Source organism: Pseudomonas sp. HY13-MNA-CIBAN-0226, from assembly GCF_040310305.1.
Classification (GTDB): domain Bacteria; phylum Pseudomonadota; class Gammaproteobacteria; order Pseudomonadales; family Pseudomonadaceae; genus Aquipseudomonas; species Aquipseudomonas gregormendelii.
In genome coordinates, this window is sequence record NZ_JBEOPS010000002.1 from 76312 (window position 1) to 94418 (window position 18107).

16 protein-coding genes are annotated in these 18107 nt (G+C 59.7%); 4 read left to right on the forward strand and 12 right to left on the reverse strand.

From position 1 onward, the window contains the following. The first annotated feature begins 64 nt into the window (after positions 1–64). Together AAEZ05_RS02510 and AAEZ05_RS02515 are read left to right on the forward strand one after the other, a co-directional pair. Positions 65–1063: a zinc-dependent alcohol dehydrogenase family protein gene (locus tag AAEZ05_RS02510; RefSeq protein ID WP_350601127.1), complete on the forward strand. Its 999-nt coding sequence runs from the start codon at positions 65–67 to the stop codon at positions 1061–1063. Positions 1064–1091: 28 nt separating this feature from the next. Beyond that, a complete protein-coding gene (locus AAEZ05_RS02515) occupies positions 1092–1403 on the forward strand; it encodes a putative quinol monooxygenase (protein ID WP_350646539.1) in 312 nt (103 codons plus the stop codon). Positions 1404–1736: 333 nt separating this feature from the next. Here the strand turns inward: AAEZ05_RS02515 and AAEZ05_RS02520 are convergent, their stop codons facing one another. The 8 genes from AAEZ05_RS02520 to AAEZ05_RS02555 form a co-directional block, all read right to left on the reverse strand. After that, positions 1737–3008: an OprD family porin gene (locus AAEZ05_RS02520; RefSeq protein ID WP_350646540.1), complete on the reverse strand. Its 1272-nt coding sequence runs from the start codon at positions 3006–3008 to the stop codon at positions 1737–1739. Between the two features lie 72 nt (positions 3009–3080). After that, positions 3081–4289 (reverse strand): 3-(3-hydroxy-phenyl)propionate transporter MhpT, encoded by a 1209-nt coding sequence (gene mhpT / locus AAEZ05_RS02525; protein ID WP_045057878.1) that lies wholly within the window; start codon positions 4287–4289, stop codon positions 3081–3083. A gap of 85 nt (positions 4290–4374) precedes the next feature. Then, on the reverse strand, positions 4375–5394 hold the full coding sequence (dmpG, locus tag AAEZ05_RS02530; RefSeq protein WP_045057877.1) for a 4-hydroxy-2-oxovalerate aldolase: 1020 nt from the start codon (positions 5392–5394) through the stop codon (positions 4375–4377). A gap of 10 nt (positions 5395–5404) precedes the next feature. Further along, on the reverse strand, positions 5405–6340 hold the full coding sequence (locus AAEZ05_RS02535) for an acetaldehyde dehydrogenase (acetylating) (RefSeq protein ID WP_045057876.1): 936 nt from the start codon (positions 6338–6340) through the stop codon (positions 5405–5407). Positions 6341–6372: 32 nt separating this feature from the next. Beyond that, a complete protein-coding gene (gene mhpD, locus AAEZ05_RS02540) occupies positions 6373–7179 on the reverse strand; it encodes a 2-keto-4-pentenoate hydratase (RefSeq protein ID WP_350646541.1) in 807 nt (268 codons plus the stop codon). A gap of 14 nt (positions 7180–7193) precedes the next feature. Continuing rightward, a complete protein-coding gene (locus AAEZ05_RS02545) occupies positions 7194–8057 on the reverse strand; it encodes an alpha/beta fold hydrolase (protein ID WP_045057875.1) in 864 nt (287 codons plus the stop codon). 17 nt (positions 8058–8074) lie between these two features. After that, positions 8075–9028 carry a 3-carboxyethylcatechol 2,3-dioxygenase gene (gene mhpB / locus AAEZ05_RS02550; RefSeq protein WP_350646542.1) on the reverse strand — a complete coding sequence of 318 codons (954 nt, stop codon included), beginning with the start codon at positions 9026–9028 and terminating at the stop codon, positions 8075–8077. Position 9029: 1 nt separating this feature from the next. After that, a complete protein-coding gene (locus AAEZ05_RS02555) occupies positions 9030–10688 on the reverse strand; it encodes a bifunctional 3-(3-hydroxy-phenyl)propionate/3-hydroxycinnamic acid hydroxylase (RefSeq protein ID WP_350646543.1) in 1659 nt (552 codons plus the stop codon). 134 nt (positions 10689–10822) lie between these two features. Here AAEZ05_RS02555 and AAEZ05_RS02560 point away from each other — a divergent pair, with 134 nt between their 5' ends. Beyond that, positions 10823–11599, forward strand: coding sequence for a DNA-binding transcriptional regulator (locus AAEZ05_RS02560; RefSeq protein ID WP_045057872.1), 777 nt, complete (start codon positions 10823–10825; stop codon positions 11597–11599). A 150-nt stretch (positions 11600–11749) separates the two neighbouring features. Here the strand turns inward: AAEZ05_RS02560 and AAEZ05_RS02565 are convergent, their stop codons facing one another. Both AAEZ05_RS02565 and AAEZ05_RS02570 read right to left on the reverse strand, forming a co-directional pair. Continuing rightward, positions 11750–12568, reverse strand: a complete 819-nt coding sequence (locus AAEZ05_RS02565; RefSeq protein WP_205892225.1) for a sugar phosphate isomerase/epimerase family protein — start codon at positions 12566–12568, stop codon at positions 11750–11752. Positions 12569–12570: 2 nt separating this feature from the next. Then, positions 12571–13626 (reverse strand): Gfo/Idh/MocA family protein, encoded by a 1056-nt coding sequence (locus AAEZ05_RS02570; RefSeq protein WP_350646544.1) that lies wholly within the window; start codon positions 13624–13626, stop codon positions 12571–12573. A 352-nt stretch (positions 13627–13978) separates the two neighbouring features. On the opposite strand from AAEZ05_RS02570, the gene AAEZ05_RS02575 reads away from it, so the two are divergent. Beyond that, a complete protein-coding gene (locus AAEZ05_RS02575) occupies positions 13979–15700 on the forward strand; it encodes an FAD-dependent oxidoreductase (protein ID WP_205892224.1) in 1722 nt (573 codons plus the stop codon). A gap of 171 nt (positions 15701–15871) precedes the next feature. On the opposite strand, the gene AAEZ05_RS02580 is transcribed toward AAEZ05_RS02575, so the two are convergent. Continuing rightward, positions 15872–16264, reverse strand: a complete 393-nt coding sequence (locus tag AAEZ05_RS02580; protein ID WP_045057868.1) for a hypothetical protein — start codon at positions 16262–16264, stop codon at positions 15872–15874. Then, positions 16248–18065, reverse strand: a complete 1818-nt coding sequence (locus tag AAEZ05_RS02585; protein WP_350646546.1) for an FAD-dependent oxidoreductase — start codon at positions 18063–18065, stop codon at positions 16248–16250. The genes AAEZ05_RS02580 and AAEZ05_RS02585 overlap by 17 nt, the downstream gene beginning before the upstream one ends. Positions 18066–18107 lie beyond the last annotated feature (42 nt).

Genomic DNA, 18107 nt, shown 5'->3' on the forward strand with positions numbered 1-18107 from the left:
ATAGCATATTCACAACCGGCAAACGGTGCTAGTTTGGCCTTTCTCCTTGCACTGGAAACATTCAATGAAAGCTATTGCGATCTACGCTCATGGCGGCACAGAGGTCTTCACAGAAATAGATGTTGAGACTCCGGGGGTTCGACCAGGGCACGTGCTTATCGATGTTCGTGCCACAAGTGTGAATCCGGTCGATACCAAGATTCGCAAGGGCAGCGAAGGCACTGCCGGGCTGAAATTCCCAGCCATCCTTCATATCGACGTGGCCGGAGTCGTCAGTTCGGTCGGGGTTGGCGTAACTCGCTTTAAAGTCGGCGACGAGGTGTACGGCTGTTTCGGAGGTATTGTGGGTATCCCCGGCGCACTCGCAGAGCAGATGGAGGCTGATGCCCAAATGCTCGCTCTCAAACCGAAAGTTCTTTCTTTTGGTGAGGCCGCAAGTCTGCCATTGGTTGCGATTACGGCGTGGGAGGCACTTGTAGACAAAGCCGCGATCCAGCCCGACGATAACGTACTGGTTCATGGTGGAACTGGTGGTGTAGCGCACATCGGCATACAGTTGGCAAAGGTTTTAGGTGCTCGTGTTTCGACAACTGTTTCCAACCAGGAGAAAGCGGAAATTGCCCGCAGGCTGGGAGCAGACGAAATTATTTTCTACAAGGATGAGTCTCCTGATGATTATCGTCAACGCATCACCAAGGGTGATGGGTTTGATGTTGTATTTGACACATTAGGCGGGCAAGTTCTTCAACACTCCTTGCGCGTTGCAAAGCTGAAAGGCCACGTGATTTCGACTATTGGTTACGACACCTACGATCTTACGGATATGCACTTCAAAGCATTGAGGTTAGACGTTGTATTTATGGCTGTATCAATTATTCACAATGTCGGGCGAGCCCATCACGGTAACATTCTAGAGCGTTTAGCATCACTAGTGGATCGCGGCCAGATCAAGACATTGATAGATAGCAGATTTGACTTTACCGTAGATGGCGTGCGAGCTGCTCACGCTCGCATGGAATCAGGCAATGCGATAGGAAAAGTCATCATCGAGCGAACTGATTAATTATTTTAAGAGCGGACGTCAGGATATTATGAAAAATAGCGATATTGCTCCCCCTGTTTATGTTATTGCCAAGTTGGCTGTTAGCGAAAAAGAAGCCCCCAGTTTACTAAGTGCATTACATGAACTTGTTTGTGCGACAAAATTGGAAGCCGGCTGCATGGAATATAGTTTGTATCGTGATACATGTGAAGAGAGATCTTTCGTGATTCACGAGGTGTGGAGAAGTCAAGACGATTTGGATGCACATATGTACACGCCTCACTTTTTGAATTTTATTAGCCGTGTGGAGGCGCTATCAACTGTAACTTCAGATGTAAATAAAATAAGTTTTACAAGCTGAAATTATTCGCTAGAAACACCTGTTGTTGGTCCGACATTGGCGGTCCTCTGCTCTATCGGCTGCCGCTTGGCTTAATCAGCGTTGACGACCTCCGGTAATCCTGTTGCCAGTTAGCACTATAAACTGACTCGGTTTCAATAACCGCTTTGGATCTAAAGCAGGGCTCTAGGAACATGAAAATCGGTCACAACGGGCCGAAATCGGCCCGTAGCAAGCGCTGGGCGCTACCTGCAAACCAGGAATCTGGCCTATGGAGCCGGCTTGATCCAATGACGGGGTACGCACATCTTCGTGATGCAAGTATTGGCGCCTCACCGGGGAACCGGCCGGAACTCACCATAATTTCCATGTGTAATCGACATTCACCCGCAGCTCATTGTCATCCCGATGGCTGGCCTGGGAGCTGAAGTCGTTGCGGTACCAGGCGTTGCGCACCCGCAGGGCCAGGCCTTTGAGAGGCGTGCCCTGAAGCACATAGTTCAGTTCGATGTCCTTTTCGCTTTCTTTCAGGTTGCTGCCGCCCAACTTGGGCAACTCGATATTATCGCCGCTGACGTAGCGCAGCACGCCATTGAGTCCGGGCAGACCCAGGGCGACAAAGTTGTAGTCATAGCGCAGCTGCCAGCTGCGCTCCTTGGGATTCAGAAAGTCGGAGCTCAGGGAACCCTCGGTGATCACCAACGGCTCGGTGCCGAACAGGTACGGCATGCCTGTCTTGCCGCTCAGTTGCATGTAGCCGGCGCCGAATTTGTGGGCTCCCAGGCTGTACGTCAGCATCAGGGCGGCGTTGCGGTTGTCCACTGTGCCTGCTTTGGCCGCGCCGTCTTCACCCGTGATAAACAGGCGCAAGTCGCTTTTCAGGCTGCCGGGGCCCATCGGCCGATTGTCGACAACGCCATAGAAGTCCTTGCGGTACAGGTCCGCGAGTTCTGCGTGGTAGTACTTCAGCGTCAGTTGCGGTGACCAGGCGTAGTCGCCTCCGAGGAAGGAAAAGCGGTCGGACTCAGCCGCACCGTTGAAGCGCCCGTTGGGCGAGGCCACCGACATTTTCTGGTAGTCGGTGGAGTCGCGTAGGTTGATGCGGTCGAGCCAGCCGCCGTGCAGGGTCAGCTTGTCGATTTCCTGGGACTTGAGGTACGCGCCGCGAAACGTCTGTGGCAGCAGGCGAGTAGGGCTGGCGAAAGCGATCGGCAGGAACGTGCTGATGGTGCCCAATTGCAGCTCGCTTTTCGACGCCCTGACTTTGGCCGTCAGGCCCAGCTCCGAATATTCATCGGCCGGCTCACGGGTGGTGGCGCTATACGGTAGCAGGCCGGTACCGGCGCGAGCGCGTGAGGAATCCAGGCGCACACCCAGCAAACCTTGAGCATCAAGGCCGAACCCCACCGGCCCTTCGGTAAAACCGGAACGCACATTGAGAATGAATCCCTGCGCCCATTCGCGGGCGGCGGCCTGAGGCGTGGCATTCACGTAGTTGCGGTCAAAGTAATAGTTGCGCATCACCAGATCGGCGTGGCTGTCGTCGACAAAACCGCTGGCGCAAGCCTGACCAAGGGATAAAACGCAGGCGCAGGCGCTGAGCGCCCCAAGAGAATTCCTGAGCATGGCAGTGTTCACTTTTATTGTTGTTGGAGTAAGCCCGCGCCCATCGCGACGCGGGGTGTAACGGGTAGAAAGTCAGTCGGCTTGCGAGCCGTTGCGCTGCACTGACAGGTAAAACATTGCCAGCGCCGCTATGACAATCCCCGGTGCCGAGGCCAGCATCACCCCGGCGGTGCCGGTGCCCAAGGCGAGCATCTTGCCGGCCACCAACGGGCCGCTCATGGCGCCCAATCGGCCGATGGCGACCGCGCAGCCGACGCCTGTCGCACGCACGGACGGACGATAGAAGTGCGGTGCCAGGGCATACAGCACGCATTGCCCGCCCGTCGCGAAAAAGCCGGCAACGAACCCGGCCACCAGCATGCTCTGCAGCTGACTGGCCAGACCCAGGGCGGTCAGCGAAGCGAGAATGCCGAGATAGATCAGCGCCGACAGCGCCCAGGCCGGCAAGCGGTCCATGACCCAGCCCAGCAGCAAGGTGCCGGTCGCTGCGCCAAATTGCAGCGCCAACATCACCCAGCTGGCCTGGGTACCGCTGAAGCCTTGGCCGATCAACAGGCTGGGCAGCCAATTAATCAGGATGTAGACCACCATTAGCGTGAAGAAGTAGCTGACCCAGATCATCGCGGTCGGCAGGGCCGCACCCTCGCGAAACAGGCCCCGGACCACGCCGGCTGGAGCGACGTTCTGGCCGCGCTGGAGAAACTGTGGCGACTCGGGCAGATAAAGTGCCAACAGCGGCACAATCAACAGCGGCACCACTCCGCCGACATAGAACACCACTTGCCAGCCACCGGCCAGATCGGCGATGCCAATGGTAGCTGCGAGTGCAGCACCCAACGGCACGCCGCAATACATCAGGCTCACGGCGGTGCCACGCAGGCGCGGGCTTGCCACTTCACTGCTCAGGGCGATCAGGTTGGGCAACGCGGCGCCCAGGCCCACGCCCGTGAGGCAGCGGGCAACCAGCAGGCTGTTGAAGTCCCAGGCCATGGCCGTGACCAGCGAGAACAATCCGAACAGGGCTACCGACGCCATCAATACACGTTTACGGCCGATACGATCAGCCAGCAAGCCGCCCAGGAAGGCACCGGGCAGCAAGCCGAAAATGCCGGCGCTGAAGACCCAGCCCATGTGTAGTTTATCCAGTTGGAAAGCCGCCGCCATGCCTTGGGCGGCGATCCCCGAGGCTTGCAGGTCCAGGCCTTCCATCAGGGCGACGAGGAAACACAGACCGATGGTCCGCGCCATGTGTAACGGTGTTATCACGTTTAGCGATGTCATGTGGAATACCCGTTTTATTTTTGTAGTGGGCAAAGCAAACCCGTCCGGCCGCTGCGTGGGCGACCAGCCGGGGGTGATGCGCGGTTCAGCGTTTGAGCAGATCCAGCGCCACGTCGACGATCATGTCTTCCTGACCACCGACCATCCGCCGCTTGCCCAATTCGACTAGGATGTCGAGGGTCTTGAGGCCGTACTTCGCGGCAGCGATTTCGGCGTGGCGCAGGAAGCTCGAATAGACACCGGCGTAACCGAGGGCCAGGGTCTCGCGATCGACCCGCACCGGCCGATCCTGCAGCGGGCGCACGATGTCGTCCGCCGCATCCATCAGCGTGTACAGGTCGGTGCCGTGATTCCAGCCCAGGCGTTCGGCGGCGGCGATGAACACTTCCAGCGGTGCGTTACCGGCGCCGGCGCCCATGCCGGCAAGGCTGGCGTCGATGCGGTCGCATCCTTCCTCGACCGCGGTGATCGAGTTGGCCACGCCCAGGCTCAGGTTGTGGTGCGCGTGCATGCCGGTTTCGGTTTCCGGCTTGAGTACGGCTTTGAACGCGCGGAAACGGTCACGAATGTCCTGCATGTTCATCGCGCCACCGGAGTCGGCCATGTACACGCAGGTCGCGCCGTAGCTTTCCATCAACTTGGCCTGGTCCGCCAGCTGTTCGGCCGGGATCATGTGGCTCATCATCAGGAAGCCGACGGTGTCCATGCCCAGCTCGCGGGCGTACTCGATGTGTTGTTTCGAGACATCCGCTTCGGTGCAATGGGTGGCGATGCGTACCACCCGGGCACCGGCGTTGTACGCGGCTTTCAGGTCATGAACCGTACCGATGCCGGGCAGCAGCAAGGTGGTGATTTTGGCGTGGCTGATCACGTCGGCAGCGGCTTCGATCCATTCCAGATCAGTGTGCGCGGCAAAGCCGTAGTTGAAGCTGGAACCTTGCAGGCCATCACCGTGGGCAACTTCGATCGAATCGACCTTGGCCTTGTCCAGAGCGCGGGCGATGTCCTGCACGTTCTGCAGCGAGTACTGATGGCGAACCGCGTGGCTGCCATCGCGCAGGGTCACGTCGGAGATGTAGATTTTTTTGTCGGGATTAAAGGTCATGTCGGTCTCCTCAGGCGTTGAGCATCGACTGCGCCATGCGCTCGGCGGTAGCCAAGGCAGCGGAGGTCATGATGTCGAGATTACCGGCGTAAGCCGGCAGGTAATGGGCTGCGCCTTCAACTTCGAGGAACACCGAGGTCTTGAGTCCGGAGAAGGTGCCGAGGCCCGGTATGTGCAGCGGCGCGTCTTCGGGGATGATGTCGAACTGCACTTTCTGCTTGAGGCGATAGCCCGGCACATAGGCTTGCACCGCCGCGGCCATCTCCACTATGGATGCCTCGACCAGCGCCTGGTCGGCCGCTTCAGACAGCACAAACACCGTGTCGCGCATCATCAGCGGCGGCTCGGCCGGGTTCATCACGATGATCGCCTTGCCCTTGGCGGCGCCGCCGATCACTTCGATGGCTTTAGACGTGGTCTCGGTGAACTCGTCGATGTTGGCGCGGGTGCCGGGGCCGGCGGACTTGCTGGCGATCGAGGCGACGATTTCGGCGTAATGCACCTTGGCCACGCGCGATACAGCCGCGACCATCGGGATCGTCGCCTGGCCACCGCAGGTGACCATGTTGACGTTGAGCTGATCCAGATTCTGCTCCAGATTCACTACAGGCACGCAGTACGGGCCGATGGCTGCCGGGGTCAGGTCGATTAGGCGGATACCAGGTTTGATCGAGCGCAGGAAGGCGTCATTCTTGACGTGGGCACCGGCCGAGGTGGCATCGAACACGAAGTCGATGTCCTTGAAGGTGTCCATACGGGTCAGGCCTTCAACGCCTTCATGGGTCACCGCCACCCCCAGGCGCGAGGCGCGGGCCAAGCCGTCCGAGGCCGGGTCGATGCCTACCATCACCGCCATTTCCAGATGCTTGGCGTTACGCAGGATCTTGATCATCAAGTCGGTGCCGATGTTGCCGGAACCGATGATGGCGACTTTGAGTTTATTCATTGTTATTGCCTCATGTGCACGCAAGTCGCCGATCACTCGGCGCTACTGTCTACCGTGAAGTCCACACCGACTCTGCCGATGCCTTCAATTTCAGCTTCGAAACGATCACCACCGGCCACCGCCACCATTGGCCCGAGTGCGCCGGTCAGAATGATGTCGCCCGCCCGCAGCGGATCGCCGAGGCGAGCCATGGTCCGGGCCAGCCAGACGGCCGCGTTGAGCGGATGCCCGAGGCAATCGGCGCCGCTGCCGCTGGAGACTTCTTCACCATTGCGGGTCATGCGCATGCTGGCTTGGCGCAGGTCAAGTCCGTCGATGCGTCGAGCCGGCCCCCCCAATACGAAGCAGCCGCTGGAGGCGTTGTCCGCCACGGTATCGACGAAGCGGATGTTCCAGTTCTGCACGCGGCTGCCTACGATTTCCAGTGCCGGGACCACCCAGCCAGTGGCCGCCACTACGTCGGCAAATGTAGTGTCCGCGCGGGGTAGATCGCGTTCGAGGACCAAGGCGATTTCGGCCTCGATCTTCGGTTGCAGTACGCGGCTCACCGGCACGCTTTCGTTATCGCCGTAACACATGTCGGCGAACAGGGTGCCGAAGTCTGGCTGGTCGACGCCCAACTGCGCCTGCACCTTTGGATTGGTCAGGCCGATCTTGCGGCCGACCACGCGACGGCCGTTGGCCACGCCGTGGTCGACGTTGAGGCGCTGAATGCTGTAAGCGGCTTCGGCGTTGTTTTCGCCGATCTGCTCGCGCAGTGGCCCGATGGCTTCGCCGTGGGCTTCGGCCTGGCGCAGGTCAGCGGCGAGCTGTCGCAGTGTGTCTTGAGTCAGGTTCATGTCGGCCTCGGTGTTCAATGGGTCAGGAAGTCCAGGACCATGCGGTTGAACTTCTCGGCGTGTTCCCACTGCGCCCAGTGGCCGCAACGGTTGAACACGTGCAGTTGCGCTTTGGGCAAGCCGGCCAGCAAGCGCAAGCCGGTGTCCATCGGCACGAAGCGGTCCTCACGGCCCCAGACGATCAGGGTGTCGGCGGTGATTTCGTGCAGGCGGTGGCTGAAATCCGGAAATTGCTTGGGGTTGAGAGTGCTGCTCTTGACGAAGTTTTCCAGGTGATCGCGGCGCGCCAGAATATTGTCCAGGCGGGTCTGGAACATTTCGTCGGTCAGGCCACTGGCATCGAAAACGAAGACGTTCATCATCTTCTTCAGGTTCTCGATGGTCGGCTCGCGGTACAGCGCGCCGATCAGCTTGATGCCTTCAGTGGGCTGGGGAACAAACGCGCTTGGGCCGCCGGTACCGCCACCCATCAGGATCAGTTTGCCGATCCGCTCAGGATATTCCAGGGCGAAGGCGACTGTGCTGTGGGCACCCATCGAGTTGCCGATGAGGTGTACGCGGTCCAGTTCCAGCACATCGAGCAGGCCCTTGAGCGCTTGCGCATTGAGGTTCGAGCGCGAGCCTTCGCTGACGATCGTGTCGCTTTTGCTCCAGCCTGGGCAATCCATCAGGATCACGCGGTAACCGGCATTCAGCAGCGGCTCGATATTGCGATGGAAGTTGGCCCAGCCGCTGGCGCCCGGGCCGGAGCCGTGCAGCATGACCACGGTTTCGGCACCTTCGCCAACGTCGTTGTAGTGCAGTTGCAGGTCCAGATCGCCTTCCTTGATACGGGCAAAGCGGCTGGTGGAAGCTTCGGTAAATGCAGTGGCTGTCATGGCAGTGTTCCTTGAATTCAATGGTGGTTGTTCAGCGGCTGTGCGCCGAGGGCGGCGAAGCCTGCAATCCACTCGGGAATAGGACGGTAATAGCGACCTTCGGTTTGATACGGGCCGAAGGCATTAAGGGCGGCGAAGGCGGCGACCCAGGTTTTCACTTCATGTGTGGACTTGCCGGCCAATGCCGACAGCTCGTCATTGCCCAGCGCATCGAGGTCGCTCAGGCGGCCCTGTTCAAGGGTGTCGAGGAACTGCTGGTCCCAAACCGGATTTAGCGGGTGCAGACTGCGTTGGTCTTCAACGAAGTCCCGGGCAGCCTGGATGACTCGTTCCTGGCGCGCCTGTCGCTCATCAGCTGGCAATTGGCGACCGCTGCCCATCAACCGATCGGCCATGCGCGCATCGACTTTGGCCAGTTCCGGCACCGGAGGTTGATGGGACAACCCTCCGGACGCCAGGAACAGCACGCGTTTGTTCAGCGACTGCGCCCACTGGCCAATCGATTCACCAAGCAGACGGGCACGCTTGAAGCCGGGCAGGGGGACGGCGACCGAATTGATGAACACCGGGATCACCGGGCAACCTTGTAAGCCACCCAGCAATAGTTCCAGCGGTTGGGCGAACGCATGGTCGACCTGCATGCGATAAGACACAGCGGCGTCGATACCGGCATCCAACACCGCCTGGGCGCAGGATTCAGCCAGCGCTTTGGGCACGTCCAGGGGACCGGTGGCGGTGTCGAAGTCGCCGATGGCGTCGGCCGCCATGCCGATGCAGAAGGCCGGCATCATGTCGTAGAAAAAGCCGTTGTAGTGGTCGGGGCCAAACAACACGACCAACTCCGGGTCGAAGCGGGCGATGCGTTCACGGGCATCGCTGATCATGCCATCGACCTCCGCCAGCACGTGTGGCTCTGGGTCTACGTAGCCCACCAGTGGTGTGTGAGACAAGCAATGCAGATAGGCATTCATCTCAAGCCACCTTGCTGACAACAGCTTTCGCAACCGGTTGCGGCAGGACTTTGAGCGCCCGGGCCAATTCATCGCAGGCTTGGTCAACGGTTTGGGGGATGGCCAGGCCGGCGAGGAAGCGGTCTGGACGCACCAGGGCGATGGACGAAGTGCCGCGAGCGAACCATTCCTTGAGACGACCGGTGCTGTCTCCGACGCGGATCACGTCGGGGCCGGCATCACTCGGTGCTCTGAGCTGCACATCCGGCAACACTTGAATAAAGCGGGTGCCCAGGGCTTTCCATTGCTTAATTTGCGCCGGCGTCAGGCCCCAGGTCGGATCGCAGCCCCAGGCGATAATTGCAAAGTTTTCGCCGATCACTTCATCCAGCAACACAGTGGTGCCGGCGTCAGTCAACACCTTCGGCTGAATGAACATCTTGCCTACCGGCGAGCCCCTTTCACTCGGCACGATCAAGGCGCCCCGGGTGTATTGCGGCATGGGTTTGAAGCGCATTTCCACGAAGTAGCGTTTGACTGGCGGCAGGTAGTTGAGCAGCCACGACACGCCATCGCGCAGGGTGCCTTGCCAGCGTTTCGGGGGGGCCAACACGTGGCCGGCGAGCACGGAAAGATTGATCATTGCCTTGGCGTGGTCGCGGCGCTCCTGTTCGTAGCTGTCGAGCAGGCTGTCGGCCGCCAGCCCGTTGATCACCAGCGACAGCTTCCACGCCAGGTTCGAGGCATCGCGCATGCCGCTGTTGTACCCCTGGCCTTGCCACACCGGCATGATATGCGCGGCATCGCCTGCCAGCAGCACCCGGCCCTGACGGAACCGACCGGCCAGACGAGCGTTATGGGTATAGACGCGGCTGCGGATCAACTCGATGTGGTCCGGGTTCGGCAACACCTTGGCCAGTAGCTTGCGCATGTTCTCGGGCTTGCTCAGCTCTGCCTCTGTTTCGCCGGGCATCACCATGAACTCGAATCGACGCACGCCATGGGGCAGGGCGGCGGACACGTAAGGACGCACGGGGTCACAGCATAGATAAACATGGGGCGTGGCCAGCGGGTCGTTGGCAATGTCGACCACGATCCACTGATTGGGTGCGGTCTTGCCTTCGAAACTGATGTCCAGGCTGCGCCGCACCAGGCTGTTGCCGCCGTCGCAGCCAATCAGGTACTTGGCCTGCAAGCGTTCGCCACGACCCTCTGAATTTTTGAGGGTGAGCGCCACTCCACTGTCGCTTTGCTCGAAGCCTTCGAGTTCGCGACTGAATAACACCTTGACGTTGGCAAAGCGCGCCAGACCTTCGAACAACACACGGTCGGCCAAGGGTTGAATGAACGCGTTGCGGCGTGACCAGCCGAACTCGTCGGTTTTCGGCTGAATATCGGCAAAGCAGCGACCCTTGGGCGTCAGGAACCGCATGGCGTGCCACGGCGTGGTGTGCGGCAGCACGTTGTCGGCCAATCCGACTGCTTGAAAAGTACGCAGGCTTTCGTCGTCCAGACCGATGGCGCGGGGATAGTCGATCAGTCTCTCGAGCTTTTCCACCACGGTGACGTTCACGCCACATTGACCCAGATAGTTGGCGATCATCAGGCCAACCGGGCCGGCGCCGATAATCGCGACATCGGTGGTCAGGTCCAATGAGGAAGGAGTGGGTGCAGAACTCATGGTCATCTCCGTACAGCGCTTTTGGATTTCTTATTGGGCCCAGTATGGAAATCACGGGGCTGGTCGACAACGACAACCCTTGTTAGTGTGCACTGGGTGCACATGATTGATTTACAACGATAAAGGATCCAGCCATGAGCGAGACCGAATACAAAGCCGTACGTGGCCTGATGCGAGGTTTGGCACTGATTAATGACTTGAACCGCTTCGACGGCGGCGCCAGCACCGCGCAACTGGCTGAGCAGAGCGGGCTGCATCGCACCACCGTGCGCAGGCTGTTGGAGACCCTGCAGGCTGAGGGTTATGTGCGGCGTAGCGAGTCGGATGACAGTTATCGTCTGACGTTGAAAGTGCGCGAACTCAGTGAAGGTTTTCGCGATGAGCAATGGATTTCCTCCATCGCCGCGCCCTTGCTCGGAGAGTTGTTGCAGGAAGTCATCTGGCCCACCGACCTGTGCACGCTGGACGGCGATGCCATGGTCATTCGCGAGACCACTCATCGCTTCAGCCGCCTGTCGTTTCACCGCTCCATGGTGGGTCGGCGCCTGCCCTTGCTAATGACCGCGACCGGGCGTGCGTACTTTGCGTTCTGCCCACCCGCCGAGCGGGAAGAGTTGATCGAATTGATGATCAGCCGCGAAGATGAACAATCGGTGCTGGCCGCGGATCGTCGTTTTGTCGATCGGCTGGTGGAGCACACGCTGGCCAAGGGGTATGGCGAAAACAACTCGCACTGGGGCCTGGAACGCAAGATCGCCGCCATTGCTATCCCGGTCATGCACGAGGAGCAGGTGATGGGCTGCCTGAATTTGGTGTACATCGCTAAAGCGATGCCCATTGAGGAAGCCGCTCGTCGCTACTTGCCGGCGATGCAGGGCGTAGTGAAACAGATCCAGGCTCAATTGGGCTGATGTTGCCTGTTTGGTCAGGGTCCGGTGGTGGGGAGCAATAGCCAGCCAAGCAGGCTGGCGTACACCTTCTGGCAATAGCTGATCGACACCGGAAGCGGGGCGCTAATGGTAATTGGGGGCCCATGTTCATAGTGAAAAACTTCACGGGAGCTAAGTCAGTCGCGCTAGCAATTGAAGGGTTTTACTCAATGCCATCTCCGCCCGTTCCAGCCCACTCACGCCCTGCTCCAGCAGTTTCGCGGTGGGAATCTCCAGACTCAAAGGGATGTCAGCCGGCAGACACCGCAACAGCCCTGGCAGATCACAATCGCCATCGCCTGGAAAACGCCGTTCATTACGCGCCTGCCGTAAGACCTCGGCCATGTCTGCAGGCCGGGGACCCGCTACGTCACACAACTGCGCGTACCGCAAGCGCGAGGGGGCAACCCTGGCCAGATCTTCCAGCCGTGACCCAGAGCGATCAAAGTGAAACGCGTCGACCAGCACTGCTGCGTTTTCACGTTCGGCCTTTTCAACGATGCGCACGGCTTGCTGCAGATCACGCGCGTCGGTCCAGGGCATGAACTCCAAGTGCGGATGCAGTCCGTAGGGCGCTGACAGATCGCATAGCCGGGCAAAGTTTTCTGTCAGCCGCTCCTCGTCAGGATCGTTACCAGCCACCAGCAACTCACTGGCACCGAATTCGGCTCCCACTGCCAGCACCCGCTCGAAATCATCAACAACGGTGTCCGGTTTAAGCCGCAGGATTTCAATATCCAGGACACGAATGCCGGTATTGCGCAGACGTGCCAAGGTTTGGCGCCGCAGATCGGCATCGGCGACCAACGCAAAATGGTGTTCCTCTGGGGTCGCCGGCAACAGGCGCAAGCCGACATGACTGTAACCGGCCCGCGCCGCAACTTCGACCATGTCCGGCGGTGACAACTCCAGCACAGTCAGACTGGCCAGGGAAAAAATTCGTTCACTCATGGTCAACCCTCGATCAAGGCGGGTGCGCAGGCGCGCCCGGTTTCAGCGGCTTGGCGAATCGCTTCGACCAGCGCCAGGGTGCGGGCTGCATCGGCGGCGCTGACCAGCGGTTCGGCCTCTCCACGCGCAACGCGCACGAAGTGCTGCAGCTGCAAGCGCAGCGCTTGATCGACACTGCAGGGCTCGTTAGTCGGCACCAAGGGTTGATGCCATCCACCGTCCGCTTGCGTGTAGTGCCAGCGTTTGAGCTGCGGGATACTCAGCGCTCCCGCAGTGCCCGCAAGCAAGTAGCACGGTTGGTCGGCTTGGCGTGGATATACCGGGTTCTCTCCGGAACCCAGCTCCCAGCTCCAGGGTGCCGCCACCGCATCGGACCCGGTCAGACTGCCCAGCGCACCGTTTTCGAATTGCAGAAGCACGGCCGCGCAATCCTCGTTGGCAAACCCACGCACGGCGTTACTGGTGATGGCCTGCACCTGGCGAACTTCGCCGCACAGATGCCTGAGCAGATCGAGATCATGGATCAGGTTAGTCAACAACATGCCCGCACCGGGCTCGCGGCGCCAGGCTGTCTCGAAATAACTATCGGGTTTGCGCAATTGCCAGAGCGCGGTCACGGTGCTCAACCGCCCTAACGCGCCGCTGTGGACAAGTTCATGAGCGCGCACGATCAAGGGATTGTGGCGTCGATGATGGCCGACCAACACCGCAACGCCGCTCGACTTCGAGGCAGTCACCAGCTCACGGGCCTCATCCAGGTGCACGCTCACCGGCTTTTCCAGCAACACCGGGACGCCGGCAGCCAGGCAATCGAGCGCGGTGCTGACGTGCAGCGCATTCGGGTTGGCGACAATGACGGCAGCAGGCTTTACCTGCTCCAGCATCTGACGATGATCGGCGAAATATTCCACACCCCACTCCTTCGCGAGACCCGGTGCTTGGGGCCCGGGGTCGGCCACTGCACACAACGTCGCTTCAGTCAGATTTTTCAGATGCTGGTAATGCTGCTGGCCCATGGTGCCAACACCGATAAGGGCTATTCGAAGGGGCAAACTCATGCAGCGGTCCTCTTGTGGTTGTTGTTGGAAGTTGGATTTCAACAATTTAGAACCTGATTCCAGTTTCTTACACAAGCGTACTTTGAAAGTGTTCGAACAGCGCACACCTTTGATAAGGCCAAATGCGTGTGGGACTTGCTCGCGAGTGCGGTGGGTCATTCAACTTAAATGTCGACTGACACGCCCTCTTCGTGAGCAAGCACGGTCCCGCGAAGGATTTTCGCAGGCGAGCGAAATCTGAACTAGCTGTCCGATAACCGCCCATTTTGCGGGTCAGCAACTTGCCGCCCAGTTCCGCCTTACTATATTTTCCGGAATCAAATTCCAATAAATAAGCGTCGGAGCTCAAACCATGCGTGTCCAACCGTACTGCCTCCCCGACATCGACTGCGATGTACTAATCGTCGGTTCCGGTGCAGCCGGCCTGGCAACGGCCGTGACGGCGGCATGGCATGGCCTGAAAGTGATAGTGGTGGAAAAAGACCCGGTTTTCGGCGGCGCCACAGCTTGGTCCGGTGGCTGGGCGTGGGTACCGTGCAATCCCTTGGCCCGACGGGCCGGCATCGTTGAAGACGTTGAACAACCGCGCACCTACTTAGAACATGAACTGGGCGATCGGTATGACCCGGCGATGATCGATGCCTTCCTTGAGGCCGCACCGCGCATGGTGGCGTTCTTCGAACAGCACACCTCGCTGCAATTCGCCGACGGCAACGCGATTGCCGACATTCATGGGGACACGCCGGGGGCCGGTACCGGCGGGCGTTCGGTGATCGCCGCGCCCTATGACGCGCGCAACGTCGGCAAGCTGCTCAAGCGCCTGCGCAAAACCATGCGCGAAACAGCCTTCATGGGCATGCCGATCATGGCGGGCGCAGACCTTACCGCGTTTCTCAACCTGACCCGCTCTTGGTCGGCGGCCTGGCACGTTACACGGCGTTTCACTCGCCATTTGCTAGACCTCGCCGTGCATGGTCGGGCGATGCAACTGGTCAACGGCGTGGCGCTGGTAGCGCGCCTGGCGAAATCCGCCGACGATCTTGGCGTGCTGCTGTGGGAATCGGCACCGGTTACCGAGTTGCTGCGCGAGAACAATCAGGTTCAGGGCGCCGTGGTTCGCACCGCCAAAGGTTCGATTCGCATCAAGGCTCGCAGGGCGGTGGTGCTCGCGGCCGGCGGTTTCGCCAATGATATCGAACGGCGCAAGGCCCTGTTCCCCCGCACACCGACCGGACACGAACACTTGGCACTACCGCCCCTCGGCGTGTCTGGCGATGGCCTGCGGCTGGGCGAGAGCGCCGGCGCCCGAGTCGACACCCAGCAGGTGTCGCCTGTGGCCTGGGCACCGGTTTCACGAGTGCCACACCGCGATGGCAGCAGCGGCCATTTTCCGCACATCATCGAGCGCGGCAAGCCGGGGATCATCGGTGTGCTTAGCAACGGTCAGCGCTTCGTCAACGAAGCCAATGGCTACTACGACTATGTGACGGCCATGGTCGCCTGCTCCCCGCCCGGCGAAGCAGTGGCCTCTTGGTTAATCTGCAGTCATGGCTTTCAGCGACGTTATGGCTTGGGTATTTCTCGGCCGTTTCCGGTACCGCTGTCATCCTTCATCCGCAGCGGTTATCTGAAAAGCGGAAAGACCCTGGAGGAATTGGCACTGGCCTGCGGCATCGACCCAGTTGGCTTGCGCACCACCATGTCGGACTACAACCGCCACGCGCGCAATGGCCAGGACCCGCAATTCGGCCGAGGCTCGACGCCCTACAACCGCAAACAGGGTGATGCGCTGCAGCAGCCCAACCCCTGCGTCGCGCCTATTGAACAAGGGCCGTTCTATGCCGTGAAAGTCGAACCGGGTTGTTTCGGCACTTTCGCCGGGCTCAAGGTCAATCAACACGCCCAGGTCCTCGACGACTCGGGCCGGGCCATCACCGGCCTGTATGCGGCGGGAGGTGACATGGCCAGCATCATGGGCGGCCACTACCCCGCTGGCGGTATCAACCTGGGGCCGGCGCTGACTTTCGGCTACATCGCCGCGCGCCATATCGCCGGCATCACTACTTATGAATAAGAGATCGACCGTGACGCACATCGTTATTGCCCAGGGTTTGAAAGCCAACAGCGACGCCAACCAATGGCCAATCAGCCCTGGAATAGTAAACGTCATCGACGGCGTAACAAGCTGACTGGAAGCTCACCCACCAACGGTGGCTCTCAAGATCATTGCATGGCCGTTTATTTGCTAGAAAAAATCAGCAACCACGAGCGTTTTTTCCGTCGCAAAAGTTGACTCGTATATTGCTTCATGAGGGGCTCCACGAGCCAACCAAGCGCTAGCGTTATAGACACGTGCCTTGCTGAAAAACGATAGGTGCAACTCGTCTCCGCGCTCAAACAGTTTGAATTGCTGCTCCTCCATTTCGGCGAAAAGGTCGTCGAATAGCTCTGGGTCTCTTTTTGAGAGTGCGACAACTATATCGGCCCTGTTCAGGCCAGCTTCATTTGCTGCCCACAAGACGATACGAGTTGCCACATCCATTTTTTTGCTTGGGATGCTCGTGTCCAATGCATGTTGGACATCTGGGTAGCTGGACGCCAAGCGTGAAGGCATTGCCTTGCTAGGTGTATTTTTCATTGCAGACTCCCGATAATTTTTCTTGATCACTTCGCATACGCTCATCTGCCCCGGCGATTTCTTCTGCCTTGGAAAAGCTCATGTCGACCGGCTGATTTCCTTCGTCTGCCTGACCGGCAAGAACTCTTGCGGCGATGTAACCGAAGGTCATTCCAGGACCGAGCGTGATACCGCCGCTTGGGTAATGGCCGTTCATGATGCTGTTCATGTCATTGCCTACGGCAAATAGCCCCGGGATCGGCGCGCCGTGTTCATCTAATGCGCGGGCACAGGCATCGGTGTTCAGGCCGGCGAAGGTGCCGAGGCTGCCGGGCACCAGCTTCACCGCATAGAACGGCCCTCTGCGTAGACTGCCGAGGGACGGGTTTGGCCCATGTAAAACTTCCCCCTGTGCTCTGTTGTACAACGACTCACCACGCTGAAATAGTGGGTCGTGACCGAGTTCCGCGCCTAGGTTGAAAGCGCTAACGGTCTCTTCGAGCTGCTGCGCATCGATGCCACATTGGAGTGCCAGTTCGACCAACGTCGGGGCTTTGAACAGATAGCCCTCGCGCACATACCTGGCGGTCGGAAACGGAAAGGGTTTGGACCAGCCCAGTCCATAGCGACGTTGTGTGCGGTGATCGCAGATCAGCCAGGACACAGGGCATTCTCCAGGTTCCGTGGCCTCAAACAGCGCGCACATGAAATCGTGGTAGGAGTCGGCCTCGTTGACAAAGCGTTGGCCATTTTGGCGCACGGCGATGAATCCGGGTTTGGCTCGTTCCATCAGGTGCGCAAAACCGCTGAAACCGCCATCTTCACGCGGCACTCTGGACACCGGTGCCCACGCTGCAGCATGGGTCAAGTCGGATGCCACGCACGCCCCGACGCTTTCGCCAAGGCGCAAGCCATCGCCAGTATTGCCTTTGGGCGCTGCGCTCAAATGTTCGGTGCCATTGAGGGCATGCCCGAACAGGCGGGCGATGCGCTGCTGGTCGTGGGGGAAACCACCGCAAGCGAGCACCACGCCTCGTCGAGTGCGGATCTCGATCAGGCGCCCGGCAGATTCGACACGAGCTCCGAACACTCGCTCACCGTCACGCAGCAGTTCGCGTACGGGCGTGTCGGTCAGCAGGCGAACTTTACGATCCAGCGCGCTTTTCAGCAGGCGGGCAACCAGTGCGTTGCCGTTCACCAGGTGCAGGCCCCGGCCATGAAACAGCAGGTCGCGGGCATGGCGCAACAGTCGCTTGCCGGCGTAGAGCAATGAGGACGGCGACTGGCGGGCGTTGAGAAAATGATTGAGGTCGGCACCGCCGGCGATGCCCATTCCCGCAAGGCTGATGATGTCGAGCGGGGGGCGGAGTTTGTTGATCCAAGGGCCCAGGCGACGACCGTCAAATGGTTGCGCACAGACCGAGCGGCCACCTTTTACATGGCCTTCGCCGGCGTGAAAATCAGGCATTTTGCTGCCGGAGAAAAACTGCACCTCGGTATGGCGTTGAAAAAAGTCGATCATCCTCGGCCCTTGTTCCAGGAACGTTTCTACGCGCGGGTCGAGCACTTCGCTGCGTAGTTCATGACGCAGGTAAATCCTCGACTGTTCCAGGTCTTCGACGATACCGTCGGCGATGGCCAATGGGTTGCGCGGAATCCACAGCCAACCGCCGGACCAAGCGCTGGTGCCGCCTAGCTGCGGCTCCTTCTCCACAACGATGACGTCGAGGTTCAATTGCGCAGCAGTCACCGCCGCTGCCAGGCCAGAGGCACCAGAGCCGACGACCAGAACATCACAAAGCAGGGGATCGCTGATGTACATAAGAATTACCGCGAGAGGGAATGAGGTTGGCCGCTCCCGATC